The following is a 19,263-nucleotide window of genomic DNA, read 5'->3' on the forward strand; positions in this document are numbered from 1 at the left end:
CCGTGGGCTGCGGCTCGGTCGGCTCGGGCTCCGTGGGCTGCGGCTCGGTCGGCTCGGGCTCCGTGGGCTGCGGCTCGGTCGGCTCGGGCTCCGTGGGCTGCGGCTCGGTCGGCTCGGGCTCCGTGGGCTGCGGCTCGGTCGGCTCGGGCTCCGTGGGCTCGGGCTCCGTGGGCTCGGGCTCCGTGGGCTCGGGCTCCGTGGGCTCGGGCTCCGTGGGCTCGGGCTCCGTCGGTGTCGGCTCGGGCTCCGCGCACTCGGGCACCGTCACGGTGTTCGTGTCGAGGGTGACGGCACCGTTGCGGGCCAGCAGGCGGCCCTCCACGGTCGTCCCGGTCAAGGCGCTGATGGACGTCAGAGCCATCACGGTGCCGACGAACCGGGTGTCCGTCCCCAGTGTGGCTGAGCTGCCGACCTGCCAGAAGACGTTGCACGCCTGGGCGCCGTTGATGAGGACGACCGAGCTGTTCGAGCCCGTGATCAGGGTGCTGGCGGCCTGGAAGATGAAGACCGAGGACGGGTCGTTCTGGCCGTCGAGGGTCAGTGTGCCGTTCAGGGCGATGGCCCCGCCGGTGTGGACCCCGGCGACCAGTGTCTGGCCTGCCAGGTCTGCGGTGATGGTGGTGCTGGAGGGCCGCCCCGCTGCGTCGTTGTATGCCGTGGTGAGGTCGGCCTGCGCCTGGAGTGCGACCGCGTCAGCCGCGTGGATCACCCCGTTGTTGACCAGTCCCGGCGGGAAGCCGACGACTGCGGTGCCGGGGCTCACGCCGAGGTTGCCGGAGATGACCGACGGCCCGGTGTTCGTGACGGTCGAGCCGGCCAGCACCGCAAAGCTCGACGAGGTGCCGAGGTTGACCTCGGCCTGGGCGGAGACAGGCACCGCGAAGCCGATGACCATCATCAAGGTGACGCCGAGGGCGATCACGGTGGGAACTATTCTGCCGGTGCGGCGGGGTCGCCGATGAGTGGCTCGAAAAACCATGTTTGACCTCAATCTTTCGCAGCGGACGGCTGCGCTCGAAATGAGACCAGAAAAGATTCCCACCTGTGGAAAAAGTAGGCGCGGTCTGACCGTTTGTCAAAATGAAAACATGAGAATACGGAGACTATACGAAAACAGGGAGCAACTCAGGGGAATGCTATGCCGGGTCGGGACACTAGCGAGGAGGCATGCGCAGGGCTCCGTCGAGCCGGATGACCTCTCCGTTGAGCAGCGGGTTGTCGACGATGTGTGCCACGAGCGCGGCATACTCCTCCGGCTTCCCGAGCCGCGAGGGGTGCGGCACCATCGCCTCGAGAGTCTCTTTCACGTCACCAGGCATCCCGGCCATCATCGGCGTCTCGAAGACCCCGGGCGCGATCGTCATGACGCGCATCCCCTTGTCGGCCAGGTCGCGGGCAGCGGTGAGGGTCAGCCCGACCACACCGGCCTTGGACGACGCGTAGGCCGCCTGCCCGATCTGCCCGTCGTAGGCCGCGACGGAGGCCGTCATCACGATCACGCCCCGGTCGCCGTCGACGGGCTCGTTGCCCGCCATGTGCTCGGCAGCCAGCCGCAGCACGTTGAAGGTGCCGACGAGGTTGATCTCGACGACGGTGCGGTAGGTGTCCAGGTCCAGCGTCCCCCGCCGGGACAGGATGCGGCCGGGAGTGGCGACGCCGGCACAGCTGACGACGATGCGCAGCTCGCCGAGCTCGGCGGCCATGTCGACGGCCGCGCGCACCTGCTGCTCGTCGCGCACGTCGGCGGGCGCGAAGCGGGCCCGCTCGCCGAGCTCGGCGGCGAGCTCCTCACCTCGGCCGGACGGGAGGTCCACCAGCACGACGGAGCCCCCGTCGGCGAGGATGCGTCGGGCGGTGGCCTCGCCGAGGCCGCTGGCGCCACCGGTCACCAGGGCGACGGTGCTGTCTGTGATCCTCACGTGTCCCGCTCCTGTCGCGTGCTCAGTGCTTGGTCTGCAGCTGGCGGGAGATGACCAGCCGCTGGATCTGGTTGGTGCCCTCGAAGATCTGGGTCACCTTGGCCTCGCGCATGAAACGCTCGGCCGGGAAGTCCTGGGTGTAGCCGTAGCCGCCGAGCACCTGCACGGCGTCGGTCGTCACCTTCATGGCGGTGTCGGTCGCCACCAGCTTGGCGATCGAGGCCTCCTGCGTGTGCGGCCGGTGCGCGTCCTTCAGCCGGGCGGCGTGCAGGTAGGTCGCCCTCGCCGAACCCACCGCTGCGGCCATGTCGGCGAGCAGGAAGGCCAGCCCCTGGTTGCTGATGACCGGCTTGCCGAACTGCTCGCGCTCCATCGCGTATGCCGTGGCGACGTCGAGCGCACGCTGGGCCAGACCGGTGGCGCACGCCGCGATGCCGAGGCGCCCGGAGTCGAGCGCCGCCATGGCGATCTGCATCCCCTGGCCCTCCTCGCCGATGCGGCGATCCTCCGGCACCTGCACCCCGTCGAAGAGCACCTCGGCCACCGGGTCGCAGTGCAGGCCCATCTTGCGCTCGGGGGCACCGAACGTCAGGCCGTCGGCGTCCCCGGGCACAATGAGACAGCTCAGGCCACGGGCGCCGTCGTCGCTCGTGCGCACGAAGCTGGAGTAGTAGTCGGCGTGCGCGGCATGGCTGATCCAGGCCTTGGTGCCGGTCACGGCATACCCCTCTTCGCTGCGGACCGCGCGGGTGCGCATGCTTGCGACGTCGGAGCCGGCCTGCGGCTCGGACAGGCAGTAGGCCCCCAGCTGGGAGCCGCCGAGCATGCCCGGCAGGAGTGACTCCTGCTGCTCGCGCGTCCCGAACGTCGCCACCGGGAAACAGGTGAGCGCGTGCACCGAGACCCCGACGCCGACCGACATCCAGGCGTAGGCGATCTCCTCGACGGCCTGGAGGTAGACCTCGTAGGGCTGGCCACCGCCGCCGAGCTCCTCGGGGTAGGGCAGTCCCAGCAGGCCGGACTCACCCAGCAGCCGGAAGACCTCGGCCGGGAAGCGGCCCTCGCGCTCCGCCTCGTCGACGTGCGGGAGCAGCTGCTCCTGCGCGATCTCGCGGACGAGGGCGATGAGGTCCTCGGCTTCTTCGGTGGGGAGCACTCGCTGCACGGGCATGACCAGCACTGTAACGAGTGGACGTCACGTCAGCGCCAGCCGGGCTCAGGCGGGGTAGGCAGTGACCTCGGTCGCCTTGACCCCCGCCCACAGGCGTCGCCCGGCACGCAGGCCCAGGTCGGCCACCGCGCCCGTGGTCACCTCGGCCTGCAGTGGCAGCGGCCCCTCCAGCCCGACCCTGGCGCGCTGGCCGGCCACCGTCACGTCGGCCACCACCACCGGCCAGGTGTTGCGCGTCGAGCCCGGGGCCGGCTCCTCGTAGAGCGCCACCGCCGAGGGGTCGATGGCCAGCCACAGCGCGGCGCCGTCGGCCACCTCGGCCGGGTCCTCCGCGGTGACGACGACGCCGCCGGACACCTCGACCTCGACACGGTGCCCCACCCGCGCCGTGCCGGGCAGCAGGTTGAGGCCGACGACGCGGGCGACATACGGGCTGCGCGGTCGCGCGATGGCGGCACGCGGGGTGTCGACCTGCACCACCCTCCCTGCCTCGAGGAAGACGAGCCGGTCGGCCAGGGTGAGCGCGTCGAGCGGGTCGTGCGTGACGAGCACCGTGGCGCCGGCGAAGTCGCACAGCCGGTGGTGCAGGTCGGCCCGGGTGCGGCTGCGTGTCTCCGGGTCGAGGGCCGACAGCGGCTCGTCGAGGAGGAGCAGGTCGGGGTCGGTGGCCAGGGCCCGCGCCAGGGCAGCCCGCTGTGCCTGACCCGTGGAGACGGCGTCAGGGCGCCGGTCGGCCAGGTCCCGCAGGTCCACGCGGTCGAGCTCCTCGTCGGCCCGTTGGCGGGCCTGGGCGCGGGAGGCTCCGCGCGAGCGTGGGCCGTAGGCGGTGTTGTCGCGCAGCGACAGATGGGGCAACAGCATCGGTTCGGCGAGCACCAGGCCCACCCGCCGGTCCTGCGGTCGCAGGTGGAGCCCTCGCTCGGCCTCGGCCCAGGTGGTGACCGGATGGTCTGCGCACCCGCCCAGGGTGATCGAGCCGGCGGTGAGGGGGAGCAGGCCCGCCAGCGCGAGCAGGAGGGTCGACTTGCCGGAGCCGTTGGGACCGAGCACGGCGGTCACGGTGCCGGGCGCGAGGTCGAGCGCTGCCGTGAGGGTGAAGTCACCCCGCGTGAGGCCCAGGTCGACGTGCAGCGTGCCGGTCACGTCAGCCACCGCCGGCGCAGCACGGCGAGCACGAGCACGCACACCGCGAGCATGAGCACCGAGAGGGCGACCGCGGCGTCAGGGTCCTGCTCGAGTGCGGTGAACACGGCCAGCGGCACCGTCTGGGTGCGACCGGGGAAGTTGCCCGCGAAGGTGATGGTGGCGCCGAACTCGCCCAGCGCCCGGGCCCACGCCAGAGCCGCTCCGGCGGCGATGCCGGGGCCGACCATCGGCACCACCACGGTGAGGAAGGTGCGCAGCGGCGAGGCGCCGAGGGTGGCCGCGATGCCGTCGTAGCGTCGGTCCAGCCCGCGCATCGCACCCTCCACGGAGATGACGTAGAACGGCATCGCCACGAAGACCTCGGCCAGCACGACGGCCACGGTGGTGAAGGGGAGGGTGATGCCGAGCCAGTCGTCCAGCGGGCCACCGAGCACACCGGTGCGGCCGTATGCAGCGAGCAGGGCGACCCCGCCGACGACCGGTGGGAGCACCAGGGGGACCGTCACGAGGGCTCGCACCCAGGGGATCGCCGGGTGTGTGCCCCGGGCGAGCATCCACGCCAGCGGCGTGCCCAGCAGCAGGACGACGACCAGCGTGGTCGACGTCGTGAGGGCGGACAGCCGGATGGCCTGCCACGCCAGGGGGCTGGCGAGGTCCTCAGGCAGGCCGGCCCAGTCGACCTGCAGCACGAGTGCGACGAGGGGCACCACCAGCAGCGCGACGGCTGCCCAGGCGGGCACGAGCAGCGCCCACGCCCGCGGGTTGCCGGCCCTCCCGCGGGTGGCAGCGGTGGCAGACCCCGTCCTGGTGGTGGGCGTCGTCATGGCGCGGCGAACCCCGCGGCGGCGAAGAGGCGCTGCACCTCGGCGGAGACCAGGGCGGCCACGAGATGCTCGCCCGCTGCGCTGTCACCGAGGGCGACGGCGGGGTAGCGGGTGGTGACGTCCAGCTCCGGGGGCACCGCGACGGTGGCGACGTCGGGGTTGTCGAGGGCGTCGGTGACATAGACGACCCCCACGTCCGCCTCCCCACCGGAGACGCGGCGCAGGGTGGAGACCACGTCGGGCTCGTAGGACGCGACCGCCGGTGAGATGCCGGCCCGCTCGAGCATCACCGCGGCCGAGGCCCCGCACGGCACCTGGGGAGCGCAGAGCACGAGGGTGAGGTCGTCGCGGGCGAGGTCGCGGAGGGCGCTGACCCCGGCCGGGTTGTCGGCCGGGGTGACGACGGCCAGGGAGTTGGCCGCTACGAGGACGGGGTCGCCCGTGACCAGCGCCGTGTCGAGGCGGTCCACGAGGTCCTCCGAGGCGAGCACGACGGCGTCGACGCCGGCACCGGCGTCGACCTGCTGCAGGATGGTCGACGAGCCGGCGTAGGCGATCTCGATGTCCGTCGTCGGGTCCTGCGCCTCCAGCAGCGCCTCGACCTCCGGGAGCACGACGGACAAGGAGGAGGCGGCGAGCACCGTGACGGTGTCGTCGCCCGGTGCACCGCAGGCCGAGGTGACGAGCGCGCTCGTGCCCAGGAGGCCGACCAGGACCGCGGCCGGTCTCACCCGGGCACCCCGACCGTCACGTGGGTGGCCTTGATCGAGGCCACGGCGACGCTGCCGACCTCCAGCCCCATCTCCTCGACCGACTCCCGGCTGAGCAGCGACACGATGCGGAACGGCCCCGCCTGGATGTCGACCTGGGCCATCACGGTGTCGGTCACGATGCGGGTCACGATGCCGCGCATCTGGTTGCGAGGCGAGGTGCGACCCAGCGTGCCCACCTCGGGGGCACGGGACAGGTCCTGGGCCATCGCAGCGACCTGCCGACCGGGCACGACCAGGCGGCCCGCGTCGTCCTTGGTGGCCGACAGCCGTCCGGCGTCGATGGCCCGGCGGACGGTGTCGTCGGACACCCCCAGCAGGTCGGCAGCCTCAGAAACTCGCAGATGCGTCATGACGGCTACTGTAGTCCCGCATCTGCGTCTCTCGCCTTGCTAGGGAGATGTCGCGTCCACCGCCGCGTTGCGAGGGAGATTCCGTCCCCGACCTCGCGTAGCCAGGGAGGTTGCTGCCGGGAAAATCCCTCGCAAAGCGGGAGGACGGGTGGGAAACCCCTCGCAACGCGGGAGGAGGGGGCGGGAAACCCCTCGCAACGCGGGAGGACGGTGGGAAACCCCTCGCAAAGCGGGGTCAGGGGCGAGGGAGGGGGCGGATCACCGGACGCTTGGGCTGGACGGAGTCGCCCGAGGAGCGACCCTGGATCCGCCGTTGCACCCAGGGGCCGGCGTGCACCTTGGCCCACTGTGCGTTGTCGCGGATGACCTCGATGCGTCCGGCTCGAGGCCTGGGTGGCAGCGGCACGTGCCAGTCGGCCTCGGAAGGGTCGTGGCCCAGGGTGGCGTAGGCGGCCAGGGCCACCCGCCGGTGGGCCTCGCTGGTCATGTGGATCCGGTCCTCGGACCACATCCGCCAGTCGCGCAGGAAGTCGAACGACCACTGGTTGAGGACGTAGCACCCGTTGCGCTGGGCGATCTTCCAGACGTGAGCGCTGTACGTGGCCATCCGGCCGCGCGTGTGCCTGATGACCGGTGCGTCCCGGGGGTCGCTCGGGGTGGCCATCAGCACGTCGGCCCCGGTGGCGCGGAGGCGGGCGACGGCCTCCTCCAGCCGCGCGGCCAGGGCGTCGATGTCGGCGCGGGGGCGCAGGATGTCGTTGCCCCCGCCGACGATGCTGACGAGGTCGGGCCGCAGGTCGAGCGCGGCGGCGGTCTGCGGTCCGGCGATGTCGGAGAGCTTGCGCCCCCGCACGGCCAGGTTGGCGTAGCCGAACTCCTCGACATGGGGGGCCAGGAGGGTGGCCAGCCGGTCGGCCCACCCGATGTAGCCGTTGTCCACCTGCGGGTCGACGTCGGACATGCCCTCGGTGAAGCTGTCACCGACCGCCACGTAGCGGGACCAGCCCCGCGCCTCGGGGCGGATGCTGCCGGTGCCCTGGAAGGGGCGCGGCGGCATACCGGCGCCGTTGTCGCTGTCGCTCACGGCAGCCTCCAGTCGATGGGCTCCGCACCCTGGGCGCGGAGCAGGTCGTTGGTTGTGCTGAACGGTCGTGAGCCGAAGAAGCCCCCTCGCGCGGACAGCGGGCTGGGGTGCGCGCTCTGCACGGTGGGCACGTCTCCGAGGGCGGGGGCCAGGCTGCGGGCCTCCCGGCCCCAGAGTACGGCCACCAGCGGACCACCCCGCCGCACCAGCGCGTCGATGGCCAGGGAGGTGACCTCCTCCCACCCCTTGCCCCGGTGGCTGGCCGGGGCCCCCGGGCGCACCGTCAGCACCCGGTTGAGCAGGAGCACGCCGCGGTCGGTCCACGGGGTGAGGTCACCCGTGCTGGGCATGGGCACGCCCAGGTCCTCGACGAGCTCGGCATAGAGGTTGGCCAGACTGCGGGGGAGCGGCCGCACGTCGGGGGCGACCGAGAAGCTGAGCCCGACCGCGTGGCCGACCGTGGGGTAGGGGTCCTGGCCGACCACCAGCACACGCACGGTGTCGAGCGGCTGCTGGAACGCGCGGAGCACGTGCGGGCCCGGCGGCAGGTAGCCGCGACCCTCCGCGACCTCGGTCCGCAGGAAGTCGCCGAGCCGGGCCACCGTCGCCTCCGCAGGGGCGAGCACGTCGGCCCAGCTGGGATGCACGAGGTCGCGCAGCGGGGTCGGTGCAGGGCTCACGACGCCACTGTATGACGTGTCCAGCGGGGCCTGCTGCGGGGCGCCTGGGGCGGCTGTGAACGGCGTGGTGGATGGGGTCCTGACGCGTCTCGCGCGTGAATGACACCGGTGTGATTACGTGCGTAGACTGACCGGCAGACAGGCATCACCCAGCGTCACGGGAAGGGGAGTCGCGCAGACATGGCAGCGGCCAGAGAGGTCCAGCAGCTCGACGCGTCCGTCGAGCTGGACGAGCGCGACCGCCGGATCCTCGACTTCGAGCGGCAGTGGTGGAAGTACCAGGGCTCCAAGGAGGCGGCGATCCGGGCCGAGTTCGACATGGGCACGACCCGCTACTACCAGCGGCTCAACCAGCTGATCGACTCACCGGTCGCCCTGGAGCACGACCCCATGCTGGTCAAGCGCCTGCGACGGCTGCGCTCCTCGCGGCAGAAGGCGCGGTCCGCCCGTCGTCTGGGCTTCGACCCGGCCGACGTCTGAGGGTCGGCCCCGGCCGGGTGGTCTCGGAGCGGGCTGAGCTCAGGCCGGGGTGACGTGGCGCACGCGGATGCGGCCGCTCACCGTGCGGATCCGCAGCTCGACGTGGGCCTGGCCCTCGGCCGGCGCACCGAGCGACTCCAGCTCCTGCACCAGGCGGCCGGAGACCGTGTGCAGGTCGGTCCAGGTCGGGGTGCCGGCGCTCACCCCGACCGTGACGTCCCCGGAGGCGCTCCGGCAGGTGACGACGCCGCGGCCGACCTCGCCCACCTCGACGTCACCGCTGCCGGAGGTCGAGGACACGTCCAGACCGACCCGGCCGACGGTGACGTCACCGGAGCCGGACTTGGTCGTCAGGCCGGCTCCGACGGTGCGCAGGCGCAGGTCACCCGATCCGGTGATCGCGTCGGCGGACCCCGAGACGTCCAGGGCCGACAGGTCGCCCGAGCCGGTCTTGGCGCGCAGGTCACCCGCGACGTGCTGGGCCGACACGTCTCCGGAGCCGGTCATCACGTCGAGGTCGCCGGTGTCGCCCAGGCTCACGTCGCCGGAGCCGGACGCCAGGTGGCATCGGCCCAGGCGGCCGTGGGTGCGCAGCGACGCCGAGCCCATCCGGCTGGTGAGGCCGCTCCCCGTCGGCACGCTGACGCTGACGTGCACGGGCCGCGTCGTGGAGAACATCCGGAAGACGTCGCGCTCCTTGACGCTGATGCGGTCCCCGTTCTGCTCGACGACGACGTCCTCGGCGCGCGCGCCGGTGACCTCGACCTCGGTCCGGTCGGTGTCGGTGGCGGTGACCGTGACGGTGCCGGCGCCGATCTGCACGTGCAGGTCGACGACGGTGGGGGTGCTGAAGGCGTGGTCCATGAGGGCCTCCCGGGTGGTGTGGTGTCGTGGTGGTGTCGGAGGGTCAGGCCCAGCCCGTGACGTGCCGCCGGGGCACGCGGGGCTGGCTGGGGGAGGTGGGCGAAGTGGGGCCCAGGTCGGGCCTGCCCTGCAGCGTCGCGCTGCGCACGGCGGCGACCAGCCAGCTGTTCAGCGACTGTCCTGCGCGCGTCGCGGCGTCCTCCGCGCGCGCCTTGAGGTCCGGTGGGAGGCGAAGCGTGAGGCGCACGAGGTCTGCTGACGCCTGGTCCTGGTCGCCCTCCTGTGGCGTCACCCAGGGGGCCCGCTGGTGCGCGGGGTCGGTGGCGACGACGAGCTCGACGTCCCGACCTCGCATCCGCACCTCGACGCTGCCCTCGGGCAGCTCGGCGGAGATCTCGGCAGCGGCGTCCGAGAGAGCCTCCATGAGGGTCAGCCGCACCGCCGGGTCGAGGGCCATGAGCACGCGCTCGGCCGCCGCTGCCGCCTCGTCGCCGCCCAGTGCTGTCGCTGCAGCGACCTCGTGGCGCAGTCGCTCTGCGTAGGTGCTGATATCCATGACGTCACTATGACGGCACCATGATGTCATGGCAAGCCTCACGGCTGACGCGAGCCTGCGGATGCGGCGCGGCGGTCAGACGACATACTGCGAGGGTGCTGACCGATCTGGAGATTGCCCGCAACGCCACCCTTCGGCCCATCGCCGACGTCGCCCGCTCGATGGGACTGCCCGACGAGCTCGTCGAGCCCTACGGCCGACATGTGATGAAGATCGACCTCGCCGCCATCGCGGCGCTGGCCGACCGCCCCCGCGCCAAGTACGTCGTGGTCAGCGCCATCAGCCCCACCCCGCTGGGCGAGGGCAAGACCACGACCGCGGTCGGGCTCGCCCAGGGGTTCAAGCACATCGGCAAGCAGGCCGTGCTGGCCCTGCGGCAGCCCTCGATGGGCCCGACCTTCGGCATCAAGGGCGGTGCCGCCGGTGGCGGCTACAGCCAGGTCGTCCCGATGGAGACCCTCAACCTGCACCTCACGGGCGACTTCCACGCCGTCACGTCCGCGCACAACATGCTGGCGGCGCTGGTCGACAACCACCTGCACCACGGCAACGCCCTCGACATCGACGTGCGCTCCATCACCTGGCCCCGCGTGCTCGACGTCAACGACCGCGCCCTGCGCAACGTCGTGGTCGGGCTGGGCGGGCGGGCAGACGGGGTGACGAGGCAGTCGGGCTTCGACATCACGGCCGCCTCGGAGGTCATGGCCCTGCTGGGCCTGACCACCGACCTCGCCGACCTGAGGGCTCGGCTCGGTCGGATCGTCATCGGGTGGACCCACGGAGGTGAGCCGGTCACCGCCGAGCAGCTCGAGGCCGCCGGGTCCATGGCGGTCATGCTGCGCGAGGCGGTCAAGCCCAACCTCCTGCAGACGCTGGAGGGCACCCCGGCCCTGGTGCACGCCGGCCCGTTCGGCAACATCGCGACCGGCAACTCCTCCGTGGTGGCCGACCTCATCGGGCTGCGCTGCGGTGACTACGTCGTCACCGAGGCCGGCTTCGGCGCAGACATGGGCGCCGAGCGCTTCTTCAACATCAAGTGCCGGGTGTCCGGCGAGGCCCCGGACGCCGCCGTGCTCGTCGCGACCACCCGGGCCCTGAAGATGCACTCCGGCCGGTTCACGATCCAGGCCGGCAAGCCCCTGCCCGCGGACCTGCTGGCCGAGAACCCGGCGGACGTCGAGGCCGGCGCCGCCAACCTGGTCAAGCAGATCGAGAACCTCCGGCTGCACGGCGTCTCCCCGGTCGTGGCGATCAACGCCTTCCCGACCGACCACGCCTCCGAGCACGAGGCGGTGCGCCGGATCGCCGAGGGGGTGGGTGCGCGGGTCGCGATCTCGACCCACTTCGCAGACGGTGGGGCCGGCGCCGTCGAGCTGGCCGAGGCTGTGCGCGAGGCCGCCGAGGAGCCCAGCACCTTCGCCCCGCTGTACCCCTTGACGATGCCCCTGCGGGAGAAGATCGAGACGATCGCAACCCGCGTCTACGGTGCGGACGGGGTCGACCTGTCGCCCCAGGCGGCCAGGCAGCTCGACACCTACGAGCGGGCCGGCTTCGGCGACCTGGCGGTCTGCATCGCCAAGACGCCCGCGTCCATCTCCAGCGACCCGGCGCTGCTGGGCGCCCCGACCGGCTGGCGGATGCCGGTGCGCGAGGTCCGCGCGTCGGTGGGAGCCGGCTTCGTCTACCCGATCGCGGGCACGGTGCGCACCATGCCCGGCCTGAGCCTGCACCCGGCGGCGCACCGGATCGACCTGGACGAGGACGGCCAGGTCGTGGGCCTGTCCTGAGACAGCGGTATGCCGTGTCCCTCCGACGAGGGACACGGCATACCGCTGTGGTCAGGCGAACCAGACGACGAGGCCGACGGTGGCGGCCAGCATGATGCCGGTGAGCACGCGGTAGTTGGCCCACACCGGCGTGCCGCGCAGGGTGTCCGTCTCCTCCTTCCAGTACTTGCGCTTCCAGGTGAGCTCGTCCGTCTTCTCCAGGTCGGGGGTCTTGCCGACGATGCTGATGACGGTGAGCATGATCAGCGCGGTGGCGAAGCCGATGCCGGAGGCGTAGAGGAACTGCAGCTCGATGACCTCGTTGACCTCGATGAAGATGAACGCGATGACGCCGAGCGGCTGCAGGATGACGAGGGTCAGGAAGGCTGCCGTCGCGTTGACCCGCTTCCAGCCGATGCCCATGAGGAACACGGCGACGACCGGCGGCACCAGGTAGGACAGCACCGACTGCAGGTAGTTGTACAGCGTGTCGAACTGGGCGATGAAGGGCGCCCAGATGATGGCGACGACCAGCGCCACCACGGTGGCGATGCGACCGATGAGCACCAGGCTGCGGTCGGTGGTCTCCGGCTTGAAGGTCTTGACGAAGTCCATCGTGACGATGGTCGAGGCCGAGTTGAGGATGGAGTCGACCGTCGAGGTGATGGCCGCGATGACGGCGGCGACGATGAGACCGGACAGGCCCGCCGGCAGCAGGTCGAAGACCAGGGTGGGGAAGACCGTGTCGGGGTTGTCCAGGTCGTAGAGCGTGAGCGCCATGACGCCGGGCAGGATGAACAGGAAGAGGAACGTCAGCTTGATGAAGCCGGCCATCAGCGCGCCCCAGCGGCCGTGGTCGAGGCTGCGCGCTCCGAGGGTGCGCTGCACGACGAGCTGGTTGGTGGTCCAGTAGTAGAGCCCGATGATGAGCACGCCGGTGATGAGGCCGGGCCACGGCAGGTCGGGGTTGTCGGCCGGCAGGATCAGGCTCATCTTGTCGTCGCCGGCGGTCTCGTAGACCGCATCCCACGACGGGATGGCCCGCCAGGTGGCGATGAAGACGATGAGGCCACCGAGGATCGTGACGGTCGCCTGGATGCTGTCGGAGATCATGACGGCGCCCAGACCACCGACGACGGTGTAGATCGCGGCGAGGATCGCCAGGGCCGCGACGGCGACCCAGATCGGCACCTCGGGGTAGAGGGTCTGGACGACGATGGCACCGGCGAAGAGCGCGGCCGCCATGTCGATGAACATGTTGGCGAAGAGGTTGAACCCGGCGAAGGCCATCCGGGACCGACGGTCGAAGCGCTTCTCCAGGAACTCCGGCAGGGTGAAGACCCCGGAGCGCAGGTAGAAGGGAAGGATGAAGAAGATGAAGACCGCCAGGATGACGGTCGTCATCCACTCGTAGGCGAAGATCGAGATGCCCTGGTTGTAGGCGCCGCCGGCGAGTCCGACGAAGGTCGCGCCCGACATGTTGGTCGCCACCAGCGAGAGACCCACGAAGGGCCAGATGAAGTTCCGGCCGCCGAGGAAGTAGCTCTCGGTCTCGCTGGACTCCTTGGTCGACTTCTTCTTCGCGCGGGCGCCCAGCCACAGCGGGATGATCCGGCTGGCGACGAGGTAGACGATGATGACCGTGAGGTCGAGGGGGCCCACCGTGAAGTCGGGGGTCGTGGTCTCCTGCATGGGGATCTGCACCTGGGCGGGGAGCTGCATCAGCGGTCCTTCCTCACGACGAGCACCGGGCAGGGAGCATGGCGGACGACGCCTTCGGCGTCACTGCCGAGCAGTACGCGCTTGAAGGCGTTGAGGCCACGGCTTCCGAGGATGATCAGGTCGGCCTCGACCTCGTCGCGCAGCCGCAGGATCTCGTCGGTGGCCCGCCCCATCCGCAGGTAGGTCGCGGTGGGGGTGATCCCCGCCGCCTCGAACTTCGCCACCTGGGCGTCGAGCACGACCTGGCCCTCGGCGCGCAGCCGGGCCTGTTGGGTGGGGTTCATCGCGTCCGGGTTGGTCCACGGCGAGACCAGGCCGACATGGACGACATGGACCTCCGCCTGGGTGTGCCCGAGCAGGTCCACGGTGTGGTGCAGCGCCATGTCGGACTCTGCCGACCCATCGGCGGCGAAAAGGATGCGGTGCGGGAACTGGGTCATGGGGCCCTCCTCGGGTCGACGGTGACCGGCCACCGCGAAAGTAGGCGCAACCTGGGAGGACCGCGACCGGAAACCCTTCCGTTTCCGTCTCGGGGGTGTCCGGGTCGACCGTCGTCGAGCGGGTGGCGGTACCCGCGAGGTGCCGGCAGCGCATAGGGTCAGGGGCATGGCCGAGGTGACGTGGCAGGAGATCGCCCCTGGGGTCTTCGTCCGTCGGCACGTCGAGCTCGAGCTCAACTGCGGGCTGGTCGTGGGCGAGGGCCGGGCCCTCGTCGTCGACACCCGGGGCACCGAGGAGCGCGGTGAGGAGCTGCTGGCCGCCGTGCGGGAGGTGACCACGCTCGAGCCGGTCGTGGTCAACACCCACGCCCACTACGACCACTGCTTCGGCAACGCCGCGTTCCGTGACTCGCAGATCTATGCCCACACCCGGGCCGCCGACGACCTGCGCGCCACCGCCGAGCACCAGCGGGAGCAGGTGGTGGCCCACTTCCACGCCACCGAGCGCCCCCACCTGGCGGCGCAGCTGCTGGCCACGCAGATCGTCGTGCCCCACTACCTCGTCGAGGAGGACACGCAGATCGACCTCGGGGGGCGCAGCGTGCACCTGCTCTACGGGGGGCCCGCGCACACCGACCACGACCTGGCCGTGGCGGTGCCCGATGCCGGCGTGGTCTTCTGGGGCGACGTCATCGAGCAGGGCGCCGACCCGGCGATGGAGGACTCGTTCCCGCTGGCGTGGGCCGCGACGCTGCACGCCCTGCTCGCACGTCCGCAGGTCAAGGACGCGCCGATCGCCGTGCCCGGGCACGGGGACGTCGTGGACCGCGACTTCGTCGTCGAGCAGGCCGGTCGTCTGGGGATGCTGGCCGACACCCTCGCCGAGGCTGTCGCCGGCCGGGTGCGGGACGTCGACCAGCTCGTCTCCACCTGCCGGGGCCTGGGGCTGCAGGACGCCACGCTGCGCCATGCCGCCATGCGGGTGCTGGAGACGACCGACCGCTGAGCGGCGCGCTGCATACGCCGTGCGCGGCAGCACGTATGCCGGGGCACCTGCCGTGCGCCCGTATTTGCACTCGGGGGGGTCGAGTGCTAATCATGGTTCTAGCACTCTCACCATGAGAGTGACAGAAGTGCACTCGACCGATCCTGTTGAGGGTCCGCCGTCCGGGGCGACGTGAGCCCGGGGCGAACGACTCGTACCGTCGCGGGCGACAGGCCCGGTCGCCAACCCGTTCAGCGTGTGGGAGGAACCACCCGAATGGCCAAGACCATTGCTTTCGACGAGGAGGCTCGCCGCGGTCTCGAGAGGGGCATGAACACCCTCGCGGACGCCGTCAAGGTGACCCTCGGCCCCAAGGGCCGCAACGTCGTGCTCGAGAAGAAGTGGGGTGCGCCCACCATCACCAACGATGGTGTCAGCATCGCCAAGGAGATCGAGCTCGAGGACCCCTACGAGAAGATCGGCGCAGAGCTGGTCAAGGAGGTCGCCAAGAAGACCGACGACGTCGCCGGTGACGGCACGACGACGGCCACGGTGATCGCCCAGGCCATGGTCCGCGAGGGCCTGCGCAACGTCGCTGCCGGCGCCAACCCGATGGCCCTCAAGCGCGGCATCGAGAAGGCCGTCGACGCGGTCACCGCCGAGCTGCTGGGCATGGCCAAGGACGTGGAGACCAAGGAGCAGATCGCCCAGAGCGCCTCCATCTCCGCTGCCGACAACGAGATCGGCGACATGATCGCCGAGGCCATGGACAAGGTCGGCAACGAGGGTGTCATCACCGTCGAGGAGTCCAACACCTTCGGCCTGGAGCTCGAGCTCACCGAGGGCATGCGCTTCGACAAGGGCTACATCTCGCCCTACTTCGTCACCGACACCGAGCGCATGGAGACGGTCCTGGAGGACCCCTACATCCTCATCGTCAACTCCAAGATCGGCTCGATCAAGGACCTGCTGCCGCTGCTGGAGAAGGTCATGCAGTCCGGCAAGCCGCTGGCGATCATCTCCGAGGACGTCGAGGGCGAGGCCCTGGCGACCCTGGTGGTCAACAAGATCCGCGGCAACTTCAAGTCCGTCGCCGTCAAGGCCCCGGGCTTCGGCGACCGCCGCAAGGCCATGCTGGGCGACATCGCGATCCTCACCGGTGGCCAGGTCATCTCCGAGGAGGTCGGCCTCAAGCTCGAGACCGCCGACCTGGACCTGCTGGGCCACGCCCGCAAGGTCGTCGTCACCAAGGACGAGACCACCATCGTCGAGGGTGCCGGCGACGCCGACCAGATCGCCGGCCGGGTCTCGCAGATCCGCAAGGAGATCGAGAACTCCGACTCCGACTACGACCGCGAGAAGCTGCAGGAGCGTCTGGCCAAGCTGGCCGGCGGTGTCGCGGTCATCAAGGCCGGTGCGGCCACCGAGGTCGAGCTCAAGGAGCGCAAGCATCGCATCGAGGACGCGGTGCGCAACGCCAAGGCCGCGGTCGAGGAGGGCATCGTCGCCGGTGGCGGTGTCGCGCTCATCCAGGCCTCGACCGCCTTCGACAAGCTCGAGCTGACCGGTGACGAGGCCACGGGCGCCAACATCGTCCGGGTCGCGATCGAGTCACCGCTCAAGCAGATCGCCATCAACGGCGGCCTCGAGGGCGGCGTCGTCGCGGAGAAGGTGCGCAACCTGACCCCCGGCTACGGTCTCAACGCCGCGACCGGCGAGTACGGCGACATGCTGGGCTTCGGCATCGCCGACCCGGTCAAGGTCACCCGCTCGGCGCTGCAGAACGCCGCCTCCATCGCGGCGCTCTTCCTCACCACCGAGGCCGTCATCGCCGACAAGCCGGAGAAGACCCCGGCCATGCCGGCCGGCGACGGTGGCATGGGCGGCATGGACTTCTGAGCAGGTCCTGACCCACTTCCGCGTTCCTCGCGGACAGCACGGCGGGGCGGCCTCCCACGGGAGGCCGCCCCGTTGTCATGCCCGGTCGCTCACTGCGGCATGAACCGTGCCCGGTTGGCCTGCTCCACGAGGTCGTAGTCGTCGCCGGCCGTCTTCAGGGTCACCGAGATCTGCTGCAGGGACTGGCGGACCCGCTCCTGGGTGGCGCTCCAGTCCTGGGTCACCGCGGCGAAGCTGCCGGCCGCCGACCCACGCCAGCAGTCCTGCAGGGCGGTGAGCGTGCCCATCATGGCGCGCACCTCGCTCTCGATCGACGCGGCGATGCGCTGGATGTCGCCGGACGCCGCGGCGATGCGCGCGGTGTCGACGCTGAAGGTGGTGCTCATGTGTCCTCCCGGGGTCGTGGTGGGTGGGGTGACCGGACGGCACCCCCGCTGCCGAGACCGTAGGCCGGGTGTCCTGGCTGTCGCAGGAGTTCTCCACAGGCTCACCGACGACACCCACCTCTATGCTGACCGGCGTGGCCATCTGGATCGACCCGCCGGCGTGGCCGGCGCACGGACGCCTGTGGTCGCACGTCATCAGCGACACGTCCTACGAGGAGCTGCACGAGTTCGCGGCCCGGGCCGGCATCCCGGTGCGCTCCTTCGAAGGTGACCACTACGACATCCCCGAGGAACGGCATACCGACGCCGTGCTGGCGGGCGCCGTGCCCACCACCCAGTCCGACCTCGCGCGCCGGCTGCGCGACAGCGGCCTGCGGTTCCGCAAGCGCAGGGGTGAGCGGCCGCTCGGGCGCTACCCCCAGGGTCTGCCGGCGGTGCCGGGACCGCACGTGCTGGACGTCGTCGCCTCCCCGCTGGAACCCCCGGCCTCCTCAGGGGCCGCCGTGGTCCTGGTCACCGACGGCGTGCACCTGCTGCTCGTGCGCGACGTCTCCCGCCCCGGCTGGGCCCCGCCGGGCGGCAAGCGGGAGCACGGCGAGTCGGTGCGCGAGTCTGCGGTGCGCGAGATCTTCGAGGAGACCGGTCTGCGGCTCACCGCCGACACCCTGCGGCCGGTGGGCTACGAGCGCATCACCATCCCCGTCGGCCACGAGGTCCACCCGTGGGACGCGGGGGACAACCACATCGCCGTCTTCTCGGCCTCGATCCCCCTGCTGCGTCCTCCGGTGGCGCCCCGCGCCGACGACGTCACCGAGGCGCGGTGGGCGACGCCCACCGAGGCGCGCGGGCTGAGCGGGCAGCAGCACTGGTGGCTGCTGGTCGACCACTTCCTGGTGGGCCAGGGGCTCTGACGGCTCAGGCCGTCTCCCACTCCATCGACACGGTGGCCGTGACCTCGGCGAGCTCGGGGTCGACGGTCTCGGCCGCCACGGCACGCATGGAGGCGGCCCGCAGCGGCCCCACCACCGGCTCCGCGTCACCGACCCGCACCAGCTCGCCCAGGGTCAGCCCGCAGGCGCGCGCGTAGTCCTCCGCCGTGGCCCGGGCGGCCGCCACGGCAGCCTCCCGTGCCCGCGCGTGGGCGGGGTTGTCCTGCGAGATGCGCCAGTCCGGTCCGGTCGCCCCCACGTGCTCGAGGGCGGCCACCGCCTCGAGCACCCGGAAGGCCTGGGTCACGTCCCGCACGGTGCACTCGGTCGTCATCGCCCCCTGCCAGCCGAGGAGCGTCTCGGTGCCGTCGTCCCAGCGGCTGCGTCGCTGCACCGTCGTGCTCTGGTTGCCACGGTCGGCCCGGTCGGTGCCGAGGTCGTCCAGGGTCCGCTGCACGGCCGACGCGTAGCGTCCCACCGTCTCCAGCGCCTCCGCCGGGGTGGCTGCCTCGGCCTGCGCACGGAAGTGCAGCGTGGCGTAGTCGGGCACCGCGCGCGCGGCGCCCGTGCCTGTGACGTGGATGCGGGTCATGAAGGTCCCTCCGTGGTGAGCGCGGCGATCTCGCCGGCGACGTTGGTGCGTGCCCGGTCCTCCCAGGCCCGACGGGCGTGCGCGGTGGCGTAGAGGGCGTGACGATCGAGCAGCGTGCGCAGCACGGCGGCCCGGGCGGTGCGGAAGGTGGCTGTCGGCACGTGTGCGTACTCCGCGCGCACCGACCTCGCGTAGGCCGCGTAGCGCGTGGCGGGGGCACCCAGGATCCACAGGTCCGCGTCGCTGAAGGCGTCGCGCAGGCGCTCCCGGCCCAGCAGACCACGCACCGCTCCCGGGTCGTGGTCGACGGTCAGCAGGACCAGCGCCTCCACCACGTCGACGTCCGCGGGGTCGGCCCCCAGCCGGTGCAGGTGGTCACGGGCGAGAGCCGCCGAGCGGTGCTCGTTGCTGCCCGGCGCGGCCCGGGGGTCGTAGCGCACGTCGTGGTAGGCGGCGGCGACCCGGGCGACCGGGAGCGCGTCGTCGTCGAGCTCGCCCGCGCAGGCGAGCTCCTCGAGCGCCTCCAGCATCTCGGTCAGGTGCCGGAGGGTGTGGTATGCACGGTGCGGCTCGGCCCAGGCCGCGTGGATCCGCTGCAGCTCCGCGCGGTGCAGCTCGGGCCCGGCATCGGGCGCCAGCGCGACGAGAGCGGCCGACACCGAGGCCGGCAGCGTCCCCACGTCCATGGGGTCGAGTC

General features: G+C 71.6%; 21 protein-coding genes. 5 read left to right on the forward strand and 16 right to left on the reverse strand.

The window, feature by feature from the left end; translation table 11 throughout:
• From LVO85_RS04340 to LVO85_RS04380, 9 genes are all read right to left on the reverse strand, one after another.
• Positions 1–922 (reverse strand): ice-binding family protein (locus LVO85_RS04340; protein ID WP_232746198.1); only part of this gene is annotated, 922 nt, incomplete at its 3' end.
• 232 nt (positions 923–1,154) lie between these two features.
• On the reverse strand, positions 1,155–1,919 hold the full coding sequence (locus tag LVO85_RS04345) for an SDR family NAD(P)-dependent oxidoreductase (protein ID WP_232746199.1): 765 nt from the start codon (positions 1,917–1,919) through the stop codon (positions 1,155–1,157).
• A gap of 22 nt (positions 1,920–1,941) precedes the next feature.
• Positions 1,942–3,090, reverse strand: a complete 1,149-nt coding sequence (locus tag LVO85_RS04350; RefSeq protein WP_232746200.1) for an acyl-CoA dehydrogenase family protein — start codon at positions 3,088–3,090, stop codon at positions 1,942–1,944.
• A 45-nt stretch (positions 3,091–3,135) separates the two neighbouring features.
• Positions 3,136–4,233 carry an ABC transporter ATP-binding protein gene (locus LVO85_RS04355; protein ID WP_232746201.1) on the reverse strand — a complete coding sequence of 366 codons (1,098 nt, stop codon included), beginning with the start codon at positions 4,231–4,233 and terminating at the stop codon, positions 3,136–3,138.
• Positions 4,230–5,060 carry an ABC transporter permease gene (locus LVO85_RS04360; RefSeq protein WP_232746202.1) on the reverse strand — a complete coding sequence of 277 codons (831 nt, stop codon included), beginning with the start codon at positions 5,058–5,060 and terminating at the stop codon, positions 4,230–4,232. The genes LVO85_RS04355 and LVO85_RS04360 overlap by 4 nt, the downstream gene beginning before the upstream one ends.
• A complete protein-coding gene (gene modA / locus LVO85_RS04365; protein WP_232746203.1) occupies positions 5,057–5,791 on the reverse strand; it encodes a molybdate ABC transporter substrate-binding protein in 735 nt (244 codons plus the stop codon). The genes LVO85_RS04360 and modA overlap by 4 nt, the downstream gene beginning before the upstream one ends.
• Positions 5,788–6,183: a TOBE domain-containing protein gene (locus LVO85_RS04370; RefSeq protein ID WP_232746204.1), complete on the reverse strand. Its 396-nt coding sequence runs from the start codon at positions 6,181–6,183 to the stop codon at positions 5,788–5,790. The genes modA and LVO85_RS04370 overlap by 4 nt, the downstream gene beginning before the upstream one ends.
• A 235-nt stretch (positions 6,184–6,418) precedes the next feature.
• Complete coding sequence (locus LVO85_RS04375; RefSeq protein ID WP_232746833.1) at positions 6,419–7,240, reverse strand: SGNH/GDSL hydrolase family protein; 822 nt, start codon at positions 7,238–7,240, stop codon at positions 6,419–6,421.
• Between the two features lie 23 nt (positions 7,241–7,263).
• The gene (locus LVO85_RS04380) at positions 7,264–7,947 is read right to left on the reverse strand and encodes a uracil-DNA glycosylase (protein ID WP_232746205.1); all 684 of its coding nucleotides are present in this window, start codon (positions 7,945–7,947) and stop codon (positions 7,264–7,266) included.
• 180 nt (positions 7,948–8,127) lie between these two features.
• On the opposite strand from LVO85_RS04380, the gene LVO85_RS04385 reads away from it, so the two are divergent.
• A complete protein-coding gene (locus LVO85_RS04385; RefSeq protein WP_232746206.1) occupies positions 8,128–8,427 on the forward strand; it encodes a DUF3263 domain-containing protein in 300 nt (99 codons plus the stop codon).
• Between the two features lie 39 nt (positions 8,428–8,466).
• Here LVO85_RS04385 and LVO85_RS04390 read toward each other — a convergent pair whose 3' ends face one another.
• Positions 8,467–9,291, reverse strand: coding sequence for a DUF4097 family beta strand repeat-containing protein (locus LVO85_RS04390; protein WP_232746207.1), 825 nt, complete (start codon positions 9,289–9,291; stop codon positions 8,467–8,469).
• A 43-nt stretch (positions 9,292–9,334) separates the two neighbouring features.
• The gene (locus LVO85_RS04395) at positions 9,335–9,847 is read right to left on the reverse strand and encodes a toxin-antitoxin system HicB family antitoxin (protein WP_232746208.1); all 513 of its coding nucleotides are present in this window, start codon (positions 9,845–9,847) and stop codon (positions 9,335–9,337) included.
• A gap of 95 nt (positions 9,848–9,942) precedes the next feature.
• Between LVO85_RS04395 and LVO85_RS04400 the strand changes: the two genes are divergently transcribed.
• Complete coding sequence (locus LVO85_RS04400; protein ID WP_232746209.1) at positions 9,943–11,634, forward strand: formate--tetrahydrofolate ligase; 1,692 nt, start codon at positions 9,943–9,945, stop codon at positions 11,632–11,634.
• Between the two features lie 51 nt (positions 11,635–11,685).
• Here LVO85_RS04400 and LVO85_RS04405 read toward each other — a convergent pair whose 3' ends face one another.
• Both LVO85_RS04405 and LVO85_RS04410 read right to left on the reverse strand, forming a co-directional pair.
• Entirely contained in the window at positions 11,686–13,335 is a 1,650-nt protein-coding gene (locus tag LVO85_RS04405; protein ID WP_232746210.1) for a sodium:solute symporter, read from the reverse strand.
• On the reverse strand, positions 13,335–13,775 hold the full coding sequence (locus tag LVO85_RS04410) for a universal stress protein (protein ID WP_232746211.1): 441 nt from the start codon (positions 13,773–13,775) through the stop codon (positions 13,335–13,337). The genes LVO85_RS04405 and LVO85_RS04410 overlap by 1 nt, the downstream gene beginning before the upstream one ends.
• A gap of 166 nt (positions 13,776–13,941) precedes the next feature.
• Here LVO85_RS04410 and LVO85_RS04415 point away from each other — a divergent pair, with 166 nt between their 5' ends.
• Together LVO85_RS04415 and groL are read left to right on the forward strand one after the other, a co-directional pair.
• Positions 13,942–14,781 (forward strand): MBL fold metallo-hydrolase, encoded by an 840-nt coding sequence (locus LVO85_RS04415; RefSeq protein WP_232746212.1) that lies wholly within the window; start codon positions 13,942–13,944, stop codon positions 14,779–14,781.
• Positions 14,782–15,036: 255 nt separating this feature from the next.
• A complete protein-coding gene (gene groL / locus LVO85_RS04420; RefSeq protein ID WP_232746213.1) occupies positions 15,037–16,659 on the forward strand; it encodes a chaperonin GroEL in 1,623 nt (540 codons plus the stop codon).
• 89 nt (positions 16,660–16,748) lie between these two features.
• Here the strand turns inward: groL and LVO85_RS04425 are convergent, their stop codons facing one another.
• Positions 16,749–17,045 (reverse strand): WXG100 family type VII secretion target, encoded by a 297-nt coding sequence (locus LVO85_RS04425; protein WP_232746214.1) that lies wholly within the window; start codon positions 17,043–17,045, stop codon positions 16,749–16,751.
• A gap of 134 nt (positions 17,046–17,179) precedes the next feature.
• Here LVO85_RS04425 and LVO85_RS04430 point away from each other — a divergent pair, with 134 nt between their 5' ends.
• Positions 17,180–17,956, forward strand: coding sequence for a DUF4031 domain-containing protein (locus tag LVO85_RS04430; protein ID WP_232746215.1), 777 nt, complete (start codon positions 17,180–17,182; stop codon positions 17,954–17,956).
• Between the two features lie 4 nt (positions 17,957–17,960).
• On the opposite strand, the gene LVO85_RS04435 is transcribed toward LVO85_RS04430, so the two are convergent.
• Together LVO85_RS04435 and LVO85_RS04440 are read right to left on the reverse strand one after the other, a co-directional pair.
• Positions 17,961–18,566: an SIMPL domain-containing protein gene (locus tag LVO85_RS04435; RefSeq protein ID WP_232746216.1), complete on the reverse strand. Its 606-nt coding sequence runs from the start codon at positions 18,564–18,566 to the stop codon at positions 17,961–17,963.
• Complete coding sequence (locus LVO85_RS04440) at positions 18,563–19,252, reverse strand: HD domain-containing protein (RefSeq protein ID WP_232746217.1); 690 nt, start codon at positions 19,250–19,252, stop codon at positions 18,563–18,565. Before LVO85_RS04440 ends, LVO85_RS04435 begins: the two co-directional genes overlap by 4 nt.
• Positions 19,253–19,263 lie beyond the last annotated feature (11 nt).

The organism is Ornithinimicrobium sediminis (assembly GCF_021272345.1).
Taxonomy (GTDB): Bacteria; Actinomycetota; Actinomycetes; order Actinomycetales; family Dermatophilaceae; genus Ornithinicoccus; species Ornithinicoccus sediminis_B.

What these genes read in the sequence shown, in the direction of transcription:
- LVO85_RS04415 (WP_232746212.1), top strand. Translation starts at nt 13,942, where the DNA reads ATGGCCGAGGTGACGTGGCAGGAGATCGCCCCTGGGGTCTTCGTCCGT.
- LVO85_RS04435 (WP_232746216.1), bottom strand. Translation starts at nt 18,566, where the DNA reads ATGACCCGCATCCACGTCACAGGCACGGGCGCCGCGCGCGCGGTGCCC.
- LVO85_RS04385 (WP_232746206.1), top strand. Translation starts at nt 8,128, where the DNA reads ATGGCAGCGGCCAGAGAGGTCCAGCAGCTCGACGCGTCCGTCGAGCTG.
- LVO85_RS04440 (WP_232746217.1), bottom strand. Translation starts at nt 19,252, where the DNA reads ATGGACGTGGGGACGCTGCCGGCCTCGGTGTCGGCCGCTCTCGTCGCG.
- LVO85_RS04390 (WP_232746207.1), bottom strand. Translation starts at nt 9,291, where the DNA reads ATGGACCACGCCTTCAGCACCCCCACCGTCGTCGACCTGCACGTGCAG.
- LVO85_RS04410 (WP_232746211.1), bottom strand. Translation starts at nt 13,775, where the DNA reads ATGACCCAGTTCCCGCACCGCATCCTTTTCGCCGCCGATGGGTCGGCA.
- LVO85_RS04425 (WP_232746214.1), bottom strand. Translation starts at nt 17,045, where the DNA reads ATGAGCACCACCTTCAGCGTCGACACCGCGCGCATCGCCGCGGCGTCC.
- LVO85_RS04375 (WP_232746833.1), bottom strand. Translation starts at nt 7,240, where the DNA reads ATGCCGCCGCGCCCCTTCCAGGGCACCGGCAGCATCCGCCCCGAGGCG.
- LVO85_RS04395 (WP_232746208.1), bottom strand. Translation starts at nt 9,847, where the DNA reads ATGGATATCAGCACCTACGCAGAGCGACTGCGCCACGAGGTCGCTGCA.
- LVO85_RS04405 (WP_232746210.1), bottom strand. Translation starts at nt 13,335, where the DNA reads ATGCAGCTCCCCGCCCAGGTGCAGATCCCCATGCAGGAGACCACGACC.
- LVO85_RS04350 (WP_232746200.1), bottom strand. Translation starts at nt 3,090, where the DNA reads ATGCCCGTGCAGCGAGTGCTCCCCACCGAAGAAGCCGAGGACCTCATC.
- groL (WP_232746213.1), top strand. Translation starts at nt 15,037, where the DNA reads ATGGCCAAGACCATTGCTTTCGACGAGGAGGCTCGCCGCGGTCTCGAG.
- LVO85_RS04370 (WP_232746204.1), bottom strand. Translation starts at nt 6,183, where the DNA reads ATGACGCATCTGCGAGTTTCTGAGGCTGCCGACCTGCTGGGGGTGTCC.
- LVO85_RS04360 (WP_232746202.1), bottom strand. Translation starts at nt 5,060, where the DNA reads ATGACGACGCCCACCACCAGGACGGGGTCTGCCACCGCTGCCACCCGC.